This window comes from Cupriavidus sp. SZY C1, from assembly GCF_032190535.1.
In the GTDB taxonomy this organism is placed as follows: domain Bacteria; phylum Pseudomonadota; class Gammaproteobacteria; order Burkholderiales; family Burkholderiaceae; genus Cupriavidus; species Cupriavidus pauculus_C.
Genome location: NZ_JAUANU010000001.1, coordinates 471,599 through 486,658, shown reverse-complemented (window position 1 = coordinate 486,658; position 15,060 = coordinate 471,599). Strand labels below are relative to the sequence as shown.

The 15,060-nt window shown below is 69.8% G+C and carries 15 protein-coding genes; 2 read left to right on the top strand and 13 right to left on the bottom strand.

Features of this window, described 5'->3' with window-relative positions; genetic code table 11:
* Positions 1–17: 17 nt before the first annotated feature.
* Positions 18–1,535 carry a 4-hydroxy-3-polyprenylbenzoate decarboxylase gene (ubiD, locus tag QTN24_RS02315; protein ID WP_313835184.1) on the bottom strand — a complete coding sequence of 506 codons (1,518 nt, stop codon included), beginning with the start codon at positions 1,533–1,535 and terminating at the stop codon, positions 18–20.
* A 645-nt stretch (positions 1,536–2,180) separates the two neighbouring features.
* Here ubiD and QTN24_RS02310 point away from each other — a divergent pair.
* Positions 2,181–3,278, top strand: coding sequence for a lytic transglycosylase domain-containing protein (locus QTN24_RS02310; protein ID WP_124683506.1), 1,098 nt, complete (start codon positions 2,181–2,183; stop codon positions 3,276–3,278).
* Between the two features lie 135 nt (positions 3,279–3,413).
* On the opposite strand, the gene QTN24_RS02305 is transcribed toward QTN24_RS02310, so the two are convergent.
* The 4 genes from QTN24_RS02305 to ribBA all read right to left on the bottom strand — a co-directional run bounded on the left by QTN24_RS02305 (position 3,414) and on the right by ribBA (position 7,004).
* Positions 3,414–4,595 (bottom strand): pyridoxal phosphate-dependent aminotransferase, encoded by a 1,182-nt coding sequence (locus QTN24_RS02305; protein ID WP_124683507.1) that lies wholly within the window; start codon positions 4,593–4,595, stop codon positions 3,414–3,416.
* Between the two features lie 171 nt (positions 4,596–4,766).
* Complete coding sequence (nusB, locus tag QTN24_RS02300; protein WP_124685053.1) at positions 4,767–5,282, bottom strand: transcription antitermination factor NusB; 516 nt, start codon at positions 5,280–5,282, stop codon at positions 4,767–4,769.
* Positions 5,275–5,784 (bottom strand): 6,7-dimethyl-8-ribityllumazine synthase, encoded by a 510-nt coding sequence (gene ribH, locus QTN24_RS02295; protein WP_124685052.1) that lies wholly within the window; start codon positions 5,782–5,784, stop codon positions 5,275–5,277. The genes nusB and ribH overlap by 8 nt, the downstream gene beginning before the upstream one ends.
* Before the next feature lie 104 nt (positions 5,785–5,888).
* Positions 5,889–7,004, bottom strand: a complete 1,116-nt coding sequence (gene ribBA, locus QTN24_RS02290) for a bifunctional 3,4-dihydroxy-2-butanone-4-phosphate synthase/GTP cyclohydrolase II (protein WP_313835183.1) — start codon at positions 7,002–7,004, stop codon at positions 5,889–5,891.
* A 266-nt stretch (positions 7,005–7,270) separates the two neighbouring features.
* Between ribBA and QTN24_RS02285 the strand changes: the two genes are divergently transcribed.
* Positions 7,271–8,311 carry a CaiB/BaiF CoA-transferase family protein gene (locus QTN24_RS02285; protein WP_313835182.1) on the top strand — a complete coding sequence of 347 codons (1,041 nt, stop codon included), beginning with the start codon at positions 7,271–7,273 and terminating at the stop codon, positions 8,309–8,311.
* On the opposite strand, the gene QTN24_RS02280 is transcribed toward QTN24_RS02285, so the two are convergent.
* The 8 genes from QTN24_RS02280 to QTN24_RS02245 form a co-directional block, all read right to left on the bottom strand.
* Positions 8,312–8,938, bottom strand: a complete 627-nt coding sequence (locus QTN24_RS02280) for a riboflavin synthase (RefSeq protein ID WP_313835181.1) — start codon at positions 8,936–8,938, stop codon at positions 8,312–8,314.
* Positions 8,939–9,004: 66 nt separating this feature from the next.
* Positions 9,005–10,126, bottom strand: a complete 1,122-nt coding sequence (ribD, locus tag QTN24_RS02275; RefSeq protein WP_313835180.1) for a bifunctional diaminohydroxyphosphoribosylaminopyrimidine deaminase/5-amino-6-(5-phosphoribosylamino)uracil reductase RibD — start codon at positions 10,124–10,126, stop codon at positions 9,005–9,007.
* Between the two features lie 103 nt (positions 10,127–10,229).
* On the bottom strand, positions 10,230–10,739 hold the full coding sequence (locus QTN24_RS02270) for a GspH/FimT family protein (protein ID WP_313835179.1): 510 nt from the start codon (positions 10,737–10,739) through the stop codon (positions 10,230–10,232).
* Between the two features lie 37 nt (positions 10,740–10,776).
* A complete protein-coding gene (locus QTN24_RS02265; protein WP_313835178.1) occupies positions 10,777–11,238 on the bottom strand; it encodes a type IV pilin protein in 462 nt (153 codons plus the stop codon).
* Positions 11,235–13,073 carry a PilC/PilY family type IV pilus protein gene (locus QTN24_RS02260; RefSeq protein ID WP_313835177.1) on the bottom strand — a complete coding sequence of 613 codons (1,839 nt, stop codon included), beginning with the start codon at positions 13,071–13,073 and terminating at the stop codon, positions 11,235–11,237. The genes QTN24_RS02265 and QTN24_RS02260 overlap by 4 nt, the downstream gene beginning before the upstream one ends.
* The gene (locus QTN24_RS02255) at positions 13,070–13,621 is read right to left on the bottom strand and encodes a pilus assembly protein PilX (RefSeq protein ID WP_313835176.1); all 552 of its coding nucleotides are present in this window, start codon (positions 13,619–13,621) and stop codon (positions 13,070–13,072) included. The genes QTN24_RS02260 and QTN24_RS02255 overlap by 4 nt, the downstream gene beginning before the upstream one ends.
* A complete protein-coding gene (locus QTN24_RS02250) occupies positions 13,615–14,544 on the bottom strand; it encodes a PilW family protein (RefSeq protein WP_313835175.1) in 930 nt (309 codons plus the stop codon). The genes QTN24_RS02255 and QTN24_RS02250 overlap by 7 nt, the downstream gene beginning before the upstream one ends.
* Positions 14,541–14,876 (bottom strand): hypothetical protein, encoded by a 336-nt coding sequence (locus QTN24_RS02245; RefSeq protein ID WP_313835174.1) that lies wholly within the window; start codon positions 14,874–14,876, stop codon positions 14,541–14,543. Before QTN24_RS02245 ends, QTN24_RS02250 begins: the two co-directional genes overlap by 4 nt.
* Positions 14,877–15,060 lie beyond the last annotated feature (184 nt).

Genomic DNA, 15,060 nt, shown 5'->3' with positions numbered 1-15,060 from the left:
CCGCAGTGGCTGCCGGGCTACTTGCCGGCTTCGAACAGCGTGCCCCAGATGGCGTCGACGCGGGTCTTGACGGCCGGGTCCATCTGGATCGGCGTGCCCCATTCGCGGGTGGTCTCGCCGGGCCACTTGTCGGTGGCGTCGATGCCCATCTTCGAGCCCAGCCCGGACACCGGCGAGGCGAAGTCGAGATAGTCGATCGGCGTGTTGTCCACCATCACGGTGTCGCGCGTCGGGTCCACGCGCGTGGTGATGGCCCAGATCACTTCCTTCCAGTCGCGAGCGTCGATGTCGTCGTCCACCACGATAATGAACTTGGTGTACATGAACTGCCGCAGGAAGCTCCAGACGCCGAACATCACCCGCTTGGCGTGGCCGGCGTACTGCTTCTTCATCCGCACCACGGCCATGCGATAGCTGCAGCCTTCGGGCGGCAGGTAGAAATCGGTGATTTCCGGGAATTGCTTCTGCAGCAGCGGGACGAACACCTCGTTGAGCGCCACGCCCAGCACGGCCGGCTCGTCGGGCGGCTTGCCGGTGTAGGTCGAGTGGTAGATCGGGTCGCGCCGCATCGTGATGCGGTCGATCGTGAAGACCGGGAACCAGTCTTGCTCGTTGTAGTAGCCGGTGTGGTCGCCGTAGGGACCTTCCAGCGCGTGCTGGTAGCCCGACGGATGGTTCGGATCGGGCTGGATATGGCCTTCGAGCACGAATTCGGCCGATGCCGGCACCGACAGGTCGCCAAGCGTCGGCGTCAGGCAGCTTGCCAGCGCGGTGCGGCTGCCGCGCAGCAGGCCGGCGAACTGGTATTCGGACAGCGTGTCGGGCACGGGCGTCACGGCGCCCAGGATCGTCGCCGGGTCGGCGCCCAGCGCCACGGCGATCGGAAACGGCTGACCGGGGTTGGCCAGCGCGTGCTCGCGGAAATCGAGCGCGCCGCCCCGATGCGCCAGCCAGCGCATGATCACCTGGTTGCGGCTGATCACCTGCTGGCGGTAGATGCCCAGGTTCTGGCGCTTCTTGTGTGGGCCCTTGGTCACGACCAGGCCCCAGGTGATGAGCGGGGCGGCGTCGCCGGGCCAGCAGGTCTGGATCGGCAGACGCGCCAGGTCGACGTCGTTGCCCTCCCAGACGATCTCCTGGCAGGCCGGGCTGCTGACGCGCCTGGGCGCCATGTCCCAGACGGACTTTGCCAGTGTGAACAGCTTGCCGGCTTCCTTCAGGCCGCGCGGCGGCTCGGGCTCCTTGAGCGCGGACAGCACGCGGCCGATGTCGCGCAGGTCCTCCAGCGTGGACGCGCCCATGCCCAGTGCCACTCTTTGTGTCGTCCCGAACAGATTTGCCAGAACAGGTACTTTATAGATATCCCCATCGTCACGGCGCGGCGCCTCGAACAGGACCGCCGGGCCGTTGGCGCGCAGCAGTCGGTCGCAGATCTCGGTCATCTCCAGGTTCGGCGACACCGGCGCGGTCACGCGGCGCAGGTCGCCACGCTGTTCGAGCTGGCCGATGAAATCGCGTAAATCTTTGTATTGCATGGTGATTTTGGTTCGGGATGTGGCGCCGCGCCAAGGCAGGACGGGCGGATGCGGTGTGTGTGACGATACACACGCGGCCTCAACGGCGCAAAAAAATCGTGTCGAAATGCGCCAGGAAATTGTAAGCAAGTTACGAGTTCGGGCCTTTGTCCAGACATTTGCGAGGCTAGGTCGGGCCTGCGATTCCGGGAAACTGACTTGTCGCGAGGTGCTGTAAAAGTCATTGTTACATATTGCTTGAAGTAGTAATTTTTCGAGTTCTTATGCTTGACGGGTTATAAAAGCGTTCCTACAATCCGGTCTGCTCTGTGGGGTGTTGCGTTGCAACATAGCCGGGCGCCTGCTGTCAAGAGGTGCCAGCGAAAAAAGCAGCGTCGACATGTCCCCATCGACCGCCAGCCAAGCGGCCCCTCCGAGGTGCCCGGCGCGCGGTCCCCCGGCGGGAGGCTGGGGTCGTATTGAGTGATTCGTGGCAGGGTGCGGCTCCCCAAGCTGTACCCTGTTTCTCGTTGGGCGCATGGGGAGCGCCCGCCAACAGATGCTTGGACACCCCTGCTAGGTGGCGCAGCATCCTTACTTGAATACGTTGAGATCGGGCACGCGCAGTTGTCGGGCGCGCGCAGCGGGCGACGGATGGAGGTAAGCATGAGCGGTTGGAAAACCCTTCATCTTCCCGGCATCGGGCGGGCATTGCAGGTCCGCTTCAGACAGCCGGTACCCGGTGTGAGCCGCGCGCTGCAAGTGCGTCTGGCCCATCCGGTGGCAGGCCGCGCGTTGCTGCGCGGCGGCCGCACAACCTTGAAGTACACCCTGAACAGCCTCGGGGTGCTGTCGGTGGCCGCAGCGGTCACTCTCACCGTCAGCCAGCAATGGCGCACCTCGCTGGCCGGCGCGCTGGCGGGCAACGAAGCGCCTGCCGTGCTGGTGGACGCCGCCGTGGCCAACGCGCAGGCGGTCAGCACGATCAACGCCGTGGCAAGCACGCCCGTGCCGTCGATGTCTGCCGATGCGGCCGCCGCGCGCCTGCTGGCCACGACCCCGGTCAAGGCCAAGGGCCTGCCGACCGTGTCGGGCGTGGACGAGTGGAGCCAGACGCCGGCCGGCAAGGTACCGTCGGTGGCGCACCTGGCTGCCCAGATTCCGGTGCAGCGCGTGGCGCTGGACGCCCGCAACACGAGCGCCCTCGGGTCCGCCCGTGAGCAGGCGGCCGTGGCCGACTACATCGCCCGCAAGTATCGCGTGGCGACGCAGGCGACCGCGCAACTGGTCAAGGCGGCCTACATGACCGGCCGCGAGGTCGGCATCGATCCGCTGCTGATCCTGGGCGTGATCGCGATCGAGTCGAGCTTCAACCCGTACGCCGAAAGCGGTGTCGGTGCGCAGGGCCTGATGCAGGTGATGACCAAGGTCCACCAGGACAAGTACGAGGCGGTGGGCGGCGTGACCGCGGCCCTGAACCCGTACGCCAACATCAAGATCGGCGCGCTGGTGCTGAAGGACTGCATCGCCCGCGCCGGTACGATCGAAGGCGGCCTGAAGTACTACGTGGGCGCCACGACCAATACCGACGGCGGCTACGGCGCCAAGGTGCTGGCCGAGCGTGCGCGGCTGCGGGCCCTGCTGGGCCTCTCGAATGCCGACACGGCCACCGCCAAGGCGGCCGGCGACGACAAGACGCAGGCCGAGCACCACCAGAACGGCGAGAAGCTCGAGGCATCGGGCAACACGGCACAGGCGGCCTGATCCCCGCTCGGGCCCGCCACGGCTGGCCCGCCAGCGCGCCAGTGCGCAGGCAAAGGAAAGGCACCCCTCGGGGTGCCTTTTTTCGTTTGGCGATGACGATGGCGACGCCGGTGCCGCAGGGGCCGCCAACCCGCCTCATCGCAGGAAATGATGCATCCGGTCCATCGCTTCCTCGATATTGGCCATCGACGTCGCATACGAGATGCGGATGTAGTCGTTGGCCGTGTGCGGGCCGAAATCGGTGCCGGGCACCATGACCACGCCGGCGTCGTGCAGGATGGCCTGCGTCAGTTTGTCGGCGTTGCCGGCGGCGGGGTGGTTCACGTGGCGGCAGTCGGCGTAGACGTAGAACGCGCCGTCGGGCTTGACCGGCACGCGCAGGCCCAGGGCCTCCAGTGCGGGCAGGATGGCGTCGCGGCGGCGGTGGAACTCGGCCTTGCGCTCGTCGTAGATCGCCAGTGCCTCCGGCGAGAAGCAGGCCACTGCCGCGTGCTGGGCCACGGCCGACGCGCAGATGAACAGGTTCTGCGCCACTTTCTCGAAGGCCGGGACCAGCGCATCGGGCACGACCAGCCAGCCGAGCCGCCAGCCTGTCATGTTGAAGTACTTCGAGAAGCTGTTGACGGTCACCACGTTGTCGTCCAGCGACAGGGCCGAGACCGGCGGGGCGTCGTACGACAGGCCCTGGTAGATCTCGTCCAGGATCGCGAAGCCGCGGCGCTCTCGCACTTCCGCCAGAATTGCCTTCAGTTCGTCCGGCAGGATCGATGTGCCCGTGGGATTCGAGGGCGACGCCAGCAGCACGCCGCGCGTTTTCTCGCCCCAGTTGGCGGCCACCTGGGCGGCGGTGAGCTGAAAGCGTTCGGCGGGGCCGCTCGGGATCATCTTGGCGTGGCCGTCGAAGGCCGCCACGAAGTGCCGGTTGCACGGATAGCTCGGGTCGGGCATCAGCACCTCGGCGCCAATCTCGACCAGCACCGCGCACGCCAGCAGCAGCGCGCCCGACGCCCCGGCCGTCACGATCACGCGCCGCTCGGGAATGTCGATCCCGTACGCGGTCTTGTAGTAGCCGGCGATGGCCTCGCGCAGCGCGTGGATGCCCAGCGCGCCCGTGTACTGCGTGACGCCGCGCCGCATGGCCACCTCGGCCGCGTGGACGACCGGCGCCGCCGCCGTGAAATCGGGCTCGCCGATTCCCATGTGGATGATGTGCCGGCCAGCCCGCTCCAGCTCGGCCGCCTGCTTGGCCAGTTCCATCACATGGAAGGCCTCGATGTTGGCAAGGCGGGAAGCGGTGGCAATGCGGGCGTAGTCCATGACTGAAGGGCGAAAGATCAGCGGTTCAAATGAAAACACCCGCCGGGGCGGGTGTCATGCCGGCCAACGGGCGTCAACAGGCATCATCGGATGCCATCGGCCGGAAGGCAACAACTATCGGGACGGCAACCTGACGGCCGGGCAATGGCCGGGCAGGCGCCAGGACGACGCTCAGCGCCGCGCCGCCACCTCGGCCGCGCGCACCTGGGCGGCAAGCTTGTCCAGCACGCCGTTCACGTACTTGTAGCCCTCGACGCCGCCAAAGGTCTTGGTCAGCTCCACGGCCTCGTTGATGACGACCTTGTACGGGATGTCCAGGCAATGCACGAGTTCGTAGCTGCCCACCAGCAGCGCAGCGCGCTCCACCGGCGACAGTTCGTCGACCGTACGGTCCAGGAACGGCTCGAACGCGGCGGTCAGGCGCGATTCCTCGCGCACCGCGCCGCCCAGCAGCGCATCGAAATGCTCGCGGTCGGCCTTGTTGAAGCCTTGCGCGTCATGCAGGTGGGCCTGAATCGCACCAATATCGTTGCGATTCAGCAGCCACTGGTACAGGCCCTGCAGGGCCAGTTCCCGGGACCGGCGGCGCGCGCTCTTGGGCGGGGCCTTCGGTTCGGTGCGGGGCTTCGCGCCGGCCGGCTTGGCGCCAACGTCGTTCGCGTCGCCGTTGTCGGGCGCATTACTCATCATCTTCCTCGTCGTCTTCGTCGTCGCCATCGTTCTCGCGCAGCGAATCCAGGGCCACCACCAGGTTGGCCATTTCCACGGCGGTCCGGGCGCAGTCGCGGCCCTTCTCGCGGGTGCGGGCATGGGCCTGCGCGTCGGTGTCGACGGTCAGGATGCCGTTGGCGATGGGCACGTTGAAATCCAGCCCCACGCGCGTGATGCCGGCGCCCGATTCGTTCGAGACCAGTTCGAAGTGGTAGGTCTCGCCGCGCACCACGGCGCCCAGCGCGATCAGCGCGTCGAACTGGCCGCTCTCGGCCATCTTCTGCAGGGCCAGCGGCACTTCCAGCGCGCCCGGCACGGTCACCAGCAGCGTGTCCTCGCCCTCGACGCCCAGCTTTTCCAGCTCGGCCGTGCAGGCTTCGCGTAGTTCGTCGCAGACGGGCTCGTTGAAGCGCGCCTGCACGATACCGATGCGCAGGCCTTCACCGTCGAGGTTGCTCTCGTAGAAGCCGTGATCCATTGTCATTTCTCCGTTGTTGGGGTCAGGCACCGGCGGGTTGGGGCCGATGCCGCGTCATGCCGTGTGATGCCGTATGGCGGGCGGGACAGAGGCCGCCCGGCCGATCAGTCGCAGGCCGGCTCGCCTTCCATGGGCTGGCAGCCGACGATTTCCAGGTCGTAGCCGGTCATGCTGGGCATCTTGCCCGGCGAGCCCAGCACCCGCATCTTGCCCACGCCCACATCGCGCAGGATCTGGGCGCCCACGCCGTAGGTGCGCAGGTCCGGCTTGCGGCGCGGACGTTCCTGCGGGGCGTCCAGCGCCGCGAATTGTTCGAACAACTGCTCGGGGGCGTCGCCGCAGTTCAGCAGCACCACCACGCCGCGCTCGGCGCCGTGCAGCACTTCCAGCGCGGCCGGCACGCTCCACGAATGGGTGGTGCGGCTGGCTTCGAGCAGGTCCAGCACCGACAGCGGCTCGTGCACGCGCACCAGCGTTTCCTGCTCGGGGTGCGGCTGGCCCTTCACGAAGGCCAGGTGCGCGCGGCCCGACGCCTTGTCGCGGTACATCACGCTGCGGAACTGGCCCCACGGCGTCTGCATGTCGCGCTCGCCCATGCGTTCGATGATGCTCTCGGTGCGGCTGCGGTAGTGGATCAGGTCGGCAATCGTGCCGATCTTGAGATCGTGCTCGCGCGCGAACTCGACCAGGTCGGGCAGGCGCGCCATCGTGCCGTCGTCCTTCATGATCTCGCAGATCACGGCCGCCGGGGTCAGGCCGGCCAGCGCGCCCAGGTCGCAGCCGGCCTCGGTGTGGCCGGCGCGGATCAGCACGCCGCCGGGCTGGGCCGTCAGCGGGAAGATGTGGCCGGGCTGCACCAGGTCCGACGCCCTGGCGTCGCGCGCCACCGCCGCCTGCACGGTACGGGCGCGGTCGGCGGCCGAGATGCCGGTGGTCACGCCTTCGGCGGCCTCGATCGACACCGTGAAGTTCGTGCCGTGCACCGTGCCGTTGCGCGACACCATGGGATACAGCTCCAGCTGGCGGCAGCGTTCGGCGGTCAGCGTCAGGCAGATCAGGCCGCGGCCGTACTTGGCCATGAAGTTGATCGCCTCGGGCGTAACGAAATCGGCTGCCAGCACCAGGTCGCCCTCGTTCTCGCGGTCTTCCTCGTCGACGAGGATGACCATGCGGCCGGCGCGGATGTCGGCGATGATGTCTTCAGTACGGGCGATTGTCATGGCTTGGGGCGGCGTTCAGTGGCAGGCGGGGATGCGGAATGCGAGCAATCAGGCGGGCAGGCCGGCGCGGATGCCGCGATACCGGCGAAATCAAGGCCGCTATTGTACGACATGCCGCCCCCCATCGCCCCGTTCGCAAGCCGTGCCGCCGGGCCCCGGGGGGCGGGTTGGCCCGGGTTGCGCACAAGTGGATTCGGCGGCATATCGATAGGGTCGCGTCGCCGCACGCCAGCCATCGCCGGGACTGACCGGCCGGGAGTTTGCGCATGAAGCCGCCATTGCAGGGCATCCGCATCGTCGAATTCGAGGGCCTGGGGCCCGGACCGCTGGCCGGCCGGATGCTGGCCGACATGGGCGCCGAGGTGACAGTCGTCGCCCGGCCCCAGCGCGGCGCCGTGGCCAACCAGCTCGGCGGCGACAAGCCCAGCCCGCTGCGGCGCGGCAAGACCATCGTGCTGCTGGACCTCAAGCAGCCGGCCGACCACGCCGAGGCGATGTGCCTGGTGGCCGCCGCCGACGGCCTGATCGAAGGCAACCGGCCCGGCGTGATGGAGCGGCTGGGCCTCGGCCCGGCCGATTGCGCCGCCCGGAACCCTCGGCTGGTCTACGGCCGGATGACCGGCTGGGGCCAGGCCGGCCCGCTCGCACAGACCGCCGGGCACGATCTGAACTACGTGGCGCTGACCGGAATGTTGTCCCTGTCGGCCCGGCCCGGCCAGGCGCCGATCACCCCGCCGACGGTCCTGGGCGACGCCGGCGGCGCCCTCGGCCTGGCCTTCGGCATGGTCTGCGCGATGCTCGACGCCCGCGCCACCGGACGCGGGCGCGTGGTGGACGCGGCCATCGTCGACATGGTCGGCATGCTCGGCAGCATCGCGCTGTGGGTCCGCAACAATGGCCAGCTCGACGGCCCGGCGCCGAGCCCGTTCCACGCTTCGCCGTTCTACGATGTCTACGCCTGCGCCGACGGTGGCTTTGTCACCATCGGCGCACTGGAACCCCAGTTCTACGCGCTGCTGCTGCAGAAGCTCGGCTTCGACGACGTCGACCCGGCCAGCCAGTACGACCACGCCGCCTGGCCGGCGCTGAAGCAGCGCTTTGCGGCCCGGTTCCTGAGCCAGCCGCGCGCCCACTGGGACAGCCTGCTCGGTGGCACGGACGTCTGCTACGCGCCAGTGCTCAGCATCGCCGAAGCCGCCCGGCATCCGCACAATGTGGCGCGCGGGCTGTTCGTCGAGCAGGCGGACGGTACGCTCGACACCCTCGGGGCGCCGCGGTTCTTGCCGACCGATCCGTCCGATGCCTGATCAGCGCTTGGCGTCGGCGTCCGCGGCCGACAGCATCCGTTCGACGTAGCGCGCGATCAGGTCGATCTCCAGGTTTACGCGCTTGCCGGCGGCCAGTTCGTTGAGCGTGGTCACTTCCACGGTATGCGGAATCAGGTTGATCGAGAACTCGCAGCCATCGGCCTCGTCGCTGACGCTGTTGACGGTCAGTGACACGCCATTGACCACCACCGAGCCCTTGTACGCCAGGTAGCGACCCAGCTCGCGCGGAGCGCGGATGCGCAGTTCGTGCGATTCGCCGACCGGGGCAAAGCGGACCACTTCGCCCAGCCCGTCGACGTGACCGGACACGAGGTGCCCGCCGAGACGGTCTGCCAGGCGTAGCGCTTTCTCCAGATTAACGCGTCCGGGCTGGTCGAGCCCGACGGTCTTGTCCAGCGATTCGCGGGACACGTCCACGTCGAAGTGGCCAGCCGCGAGCGTCACGACCGTCATGCAGGCGCCCTGGATGGCGATGCTGTCGCCGATGCCCACGTCGGACAGGTCCAGGTCGCCGGCGGCCACGCGCAGGCGGACGCCCGCATCGGCGTCGCCGAGCGGGGAAACGGATTCGATGCGGCCGACGGCCGCCACAATGCCTGTAAACATGCTTGCCTTTGTCTGAATGCGTTGATGGCTTGGATTCGGGGCGCGATGCGGATCGCGCGGCCGGGGTCAGTCCATGCTGTCCTCGCGGCGGGCGATCAGGCGCAGGTCGTCGCCGATTTGCTGGATCTCGTGCCAGCGGAACGGCACCGCGTCGTCCAGCCGGGCCAGCGGCGGCAGGTTGAACATGCCCTGGGCATCGCCGAGCAGCCGCGGTGCGAGGTAGAGCAGCAGTTCGTCCGCACAACGTTCGCGGATCAGCGAACCGTTGAGCTTGAACCCCGCCTCCACGTGCAGTTCGTTGATGCCGCGCTGGCCCAGGACTTCCAGCATGCGGCGCAGTTCGACCTTGCCGTGGCGGTTGGGCAGCACCACGACATCGGCCCCCCGATCCTCCAGCGCGCGCTGGCGGGCGCGGTCTTCCACGGCGCAGAACACCAGGACGGGTTTGGCGAACTCACCGGTATCGCGATGCAGGATCTGGGCGTCCAGCGGCACTTCGAGCCGGGAATCGACGAGCACACGCTGCGGCTGGCGCGGCGTGGGAATTGCCCGCACGGTCAGCGCGGGATTGTCGTCGCGGACCGTGCCGATGCCGGTCAGGATGGCGCAGGCGCGCGCGCGCCAGAAGTGCCCGTCGTCGCGCGCGGCCTGGCCCGTGATCCACTGGCTGGTGCCGTCGTGCAGCGCCGTGCCGCCGTCCAGCGATGCCGCCAGCTTGACGCGCACCCAGGGCAGGCCGCGCGTCATCCGCGAGACAAAGCCGATATTGAGATCGCGCGCTTCCTTTTCCAGCAGGCCGCAGCGGACGTCGATGCCCGCGTCGCGCAGCCGCTGCAGGCCACGCCCGGACACGCTCGGATTCGGGTCCTCCATGGCCGCCACCACGCGCGCGATGCGGGCACGGACCAGCGCATCGGCGCACGGCGGCGTGCGCCCGAAGTGGCTGCACGGCTCCAGCGTGACGTAGGCCGTCGCGCCGGCCGGGTCGTGGCCATGCGCGATGGCGTCCTTCATGGCCTGGATCTCGGCATGGTCCTGGCCGGCCGGCTGGGTGTAGCCCTGGCCGATGACCTGCCCATCCTTCATCAGGACACAGCCGACGCGCGGGTTGGGCGTGGTGGTGAACATGCCCCGCGCCGCGAGTGCGAGGGCCTGCTCCATGGCGGTGTGGTCGGAATCGGAGAACATGGTGTGGCGAGTCGGGCCTGAAAGTGCGTCGGGTGAAACGGCGGGCAGGGGACAGCGTGGATGGTCATGGGTCCGCGGCAACGCAGGTCGCGTCCGCTGGATCTCATTGGCAATCGGCATCGGCGCCGGGCCGGCAGATCCGGATGCGCCCCTGCGCGCCCAGCCGGACCTGGCGCTGCGCGTTGCCGCAGCGCACCTGGAATGTGGCCGCCAGAAAGCCGCCCCGCTCAGACCGTGAGTATCCCACAGGTGTCAAGCGCAGGCTTTGCCTGGCTACAACGCCGCCGGGCGCCCGCAACGCAATGTGCAGGCATCGCTCGTGCAGCGGCACCACGAGGAATGGCGGGTCCGGCCCGGCCCCTTCGCCGCCCGCCGGGTCGACCACGGCCAGCTGCCAGCCCCGGTCCAGCGTGTCGGCGCCGGCAATCGGCGCCAGACTGACCTCCATGCGCCGGGCCGACGCGGTGGTCCGGGCCAGCGCCAGCGACGCCGCCAGCCGGTCCGCCGCATGGGATGCGTGGTGTTCGGCCAGGATCGCGCCGACCGATGGCCACGCCACGACGGCCAGCACCGCGGCCACCGCCAGGCATACGAGCAGTTCGATGACCGTCATGCCGCGAGGCCAAGGTCGCCTGTCAGCGCGCGCCATGTCAGCACCCCTCCGGCATTGGCACTGCCGCATCGCCTGCCGGGGGCAGTGAAAGCCACTCGCCCGTACTGCGGAGCACCAGCGTGCCGCAGCGCGGGTCGGGCTGCGTCGGCGCTGCGCGGACTTCGACGCAACGCGACAGGTCCATGCCGGCGCAACTGGTCGCCGTCAGCCAGTGCCGCACCCGGGCCGGCGGCGGGGGGACTGGCCTCGGCCAGTCGCCAGCGGCGTGTGCGCCGCCGGGCGTGGCCGCGAATGACAGCGTCAGCAGCGCGTGGCGTTCGAGCGCCAGCATCGCGGACAGCAGCTCGGCTCGCGCCTGCATCCGCCAGCTCCGTTCGACGTGCCGCTGCCACGCCGGTACGGCCATTGCCGTCAGGATTACGACGATGCACAGCACGATCAGCAGCTCGATGACGCTGAACCCGGGCCGGCGCGATGGGTTGGCACGTGGCACGGTCATGGCGAGGTCCGGATCAGTTCGCGCCAGCCCAGCCGGCCCCGGCGCCGATGCCAGCGCGCCTGCTGCAACGGCTCGGCGACATCGCCACGGACATTCCATTGGTCGAGCGAGAAGGTGTCGCGCACCGACGTCCCCGGCGCGGTGGCCGGGCCCGTGGCCACTGGCGACACCACGCCGATCGGCACGCCAGTGCCACCGGACCACGGTAGCCCCGTGACCGCGTGGGCCGGCAAGCCATCGGTGCCGGCCACGACGACCGATTCGCCGGTCCCGGCATCGACGAGATAGCTGCGCGCTTGCCCGTGTTCGTCCAGTGTCGTAAAGCCAAGGTGCACCGGGGTGGCGCTGGATAGCGTCTCGATGCGCTCGCCGGCGTGCGGCAGCGTCAGCGTCCAGCCGTCTCCACGTGAGGCGGCGTCGGACCGTTCCGAGCGCAGCACGACGCCGTCGCCGCTCGGCAGCGCCTGGATACGTGCGGGCGTGCCAGATGCCGCCGGGTTTGCGCCATCGGCCACCGCCGTCAACTCGCCGGACGTGCCATAGACGATGAGCGCGCCCTGGCCGGTCTGCACCACGACTGGCGCTTCCACGGCCTGCCCGGCCACGCCGCGCTGCCGATGGAGGCACGTCGCCGCCGGCCCCGGCGCAGGGCTGGCCAGATCGTCGAGCGCAAAGCGCCAGAGCCGGCCTTGCCGATCCGTCGCATACGCCGCGCGGGCCACGCCGCTGGCTGCGGATTGCACGGTGACAGCCAGCAGTTCGGTCGCGTCGGTCGGCGCGCCGCAGCCAGATGCTGGCAGCGCCATGCGACGCACCGCATGCGTGCCCGACCAGCGCTGGGGCGGCCGGTCTAGCGGCAGCAGCGCAAGGCCGGCCCGTTGTCCCGCGTCCCGGTCCGAAGCGACGAGCGCCACCGCCGCCCAGCGTCGTATCCCGTCCTGTTTCCACATCACCGCGCCAACGGGCCCGCTGCCTGACAACGGCAACGCCGGATTGCGGCCGGCTTCCCATAGCAGGCCGATCGGTGTGTCGGCGTCCGGCGTGGTGACGTCGAGCACAAACACGGTGCCCGGGCGCGCGGGCGTCGTCGTCCTGGCTGCGGGGATGGCGCACAGCAGCAGCGTCCGCCACATGCCCGAGACATCGGCATCGATGCTCGACGGTCGCGGGCAGGGCGCGGCAGGCATGGCCCCGTCGGGGGCGGTGAAAGCGGCCGCTTCCGGCAGCATCGCCCGGGGCAGGAAGGCCGCGCGCTCGCGGCCCGTCACGGCGTCGAAGCCATGCAGCAAGCCGTCACGGGTGCCGAGCCAGACCATGGTCGAGCGTCGGTCATGGCGTTGGCGGAATTCCGCATGGCCGGGCTGCATCGGCTGCCAGGACGGCGGCGCCACCACGTGGACGCGCGACCCCGCGGCGCTGCCCAGGCGCGTGTCGCGCCGCCTCAGGGTGCGGTCGCGCAGGTCGCCACGCAGCCACGCCAGCCGCGCCGCGCCCAGCCCGTTGGGCTCGATGCCGTCGAGCACGGCCTGCGTCTCGGTGTCGAGGGCCGTCCAGTACAGCGGCGTCAGCCGGCTGCCGCCGAGATACACCCGCCTGGCGTGAATGTCCTGTCGGTCAAGCTGAGCGCCGGCTTCCCATTGCGTCAGCACCGCCTGCGAAGACAGGTTCGCCGTGCGGAACGCCAGCGCGTGCAGTTGGCCGGTCCAGGGATAGGTACCGGCCGCAATCCGATAGCCGAGCGGCAACTGTCCGGGCATGGCGGCGGCGCTGTCGATGGCTCCGGCCGCCAGCGCGAGGCCAACAAGCAGACGCAAGAATCGACGGCAGACGTTCATGGCTGGAACTCCGTCTGCAGCAGCACGCGGACATCCGGGTCACGCCCCAGACCCAGCGCGACGATTCGCATGCGCGGCCACATGCCCAAGGCCGGCGGGTCGTCCATGATCTCGATCAGGTAGCGCGGTGCGACAGTGGCGCCGATGACGCCGTCGGGCAGCGCCGGCAGCGTGGCGCCGGTGTAGGTGCCAACCGGGATGCCGAGGTCGCCCGGCGCGGTGCCGTCAAGCCATGCGCGCCATGCGCTGCGGTCGCCATCGGCCGCGCAGAGACCGCGCTGGGCGCCCAGGCCGCAGGTACCGGCGGCCGGCCACGTGGCGATTCGCTCCGCGTCGGCGGCAATGGCGGCGAGCAGGTCCGCCTCGGCATCGCGCAGGGCCGCCTCGGCGGCCCGGAATGCGATCTCGCGGTCGAGCGGCTGGCTCGTGAGGTGCCGCCCGGCCAGCAGGAAGTGCAGGGCGGCGACGCTGACGCCGCCCATCAGGAGCAGCAGCATGGCGACGCATGCCAGCAGCGCGGTGCCCTGGCTGTGGTGGCGGGTCAACATAGTGACTCCTGGCAGGGCGACGGATTCCGCAGCCGCACGGTCGTCAGGAAGGCCCGGCGCCGCAGGCGCGGATGGGTCGTCGGCTGGAACGTGTACGCGTCGGCAGTATCGGTACCGTCCATCGGCAACAGCCGAAGCGTCTGCACCGTACCTGGCGCGAGCGTTGGCCGGTCGCCGCGCACGACCAGCGCGACCTGGACGGCCCGCACCCGGTGCCAGCCAGCCGGGCCCTGGGCGTGCCAGGCGTCGGCCGGCACGAAGCGGTCGAGCGCGCCGTCGCCGTCGATGTCGACGCCATAGCGCAGTTGCATCGTCTCCACGCCGCGCACCAGGGTCCCGGCGGTATGCGCGTCGGACCGCACCCGGTTTCCCTGCCGGCTCGGATAGCGGCAGAGCAGTTGCGGCACGCCGTCGCCGCCGGTGCCGATATAGAACAGATTGGCCGATGCGTGGTAGGGCGGCCGGCTACCCTCGGCCGCCACGGCGCGGGCCGGCAGCGGGTACCCGCCGCAGTCCGTCATCGTGCCGTCGGGAAGGGTGGCATCGGCGGCGAGCCCGCTGCCCGATACGCGCACCAGCAACGCGTCGCTGGCATGCACGCCCGAGCGGCCGCACTGGAGCCCGGACTGGAGCCACGGCTGCGCGCAATCGTCCCGCCCTTCGACGGGCGACGCCGGCGCGGCGTGAGCGGGCGCCAGCGCGACATGCGCCGGAATCCATCCGGCCTGCCGGATTGCGTGCGACACGATGGCGAGCGCCCGCTGCCCGCGTTCTTCGATCAGCACGCTGTCGACCACGCTCGCGTAGGCGTCGCGCACGACCTGCAGGCAGGCCAGCACGGCCAGCATCGCCAACATGCCCAGCGCGACGCCGACCATCATCCCGGCCAGCGTGAAGCCCGCCGCGCGACGGCGTCCGATCATGGCCGCACCCACAACGCGACGTGGGTGGCCGGCGCCGCCATGTCGAACGTCGAGCCAGCGCGGGCCGACGGCAGCCGGGCGACAGCGATCCGCTCTCCCGGCGCGCAACCGTCACCGGCGGCCGGGGCCCCGCACAGCGCGACGCCGCCGGCATCGCCGCCGATCAGTGTCCAGCGGTCCGGGCCGGCTTCCGCCTGTTCGGCGACAACCCGCAGCGTGCCGTTCAGCCGTTCGAGATCGCCGCTCCAGCGTAGCCAACTGCTGCCGAGCATCGCAAGCGGCAGCGCGCCCAGGCCCACCAGCGCCAGGCAGACCAGCGATTCAACAAGCACGTCACCGCCCGCGCGAGCGCGAAGCGGCCGTAGGGCAGGGCGGTGCAGCGGGCAGGAAACAGCGGAAGACATGGCGCATCGGTTCGGTCGGAACGGATGGCCAAGATAGCGGCGAAAGCGGGGTCGAAACGTGTCGGGACGTTGCGGGGTTGCGTCAATGTGTGTCCGAGCCGGGCTCGGAACT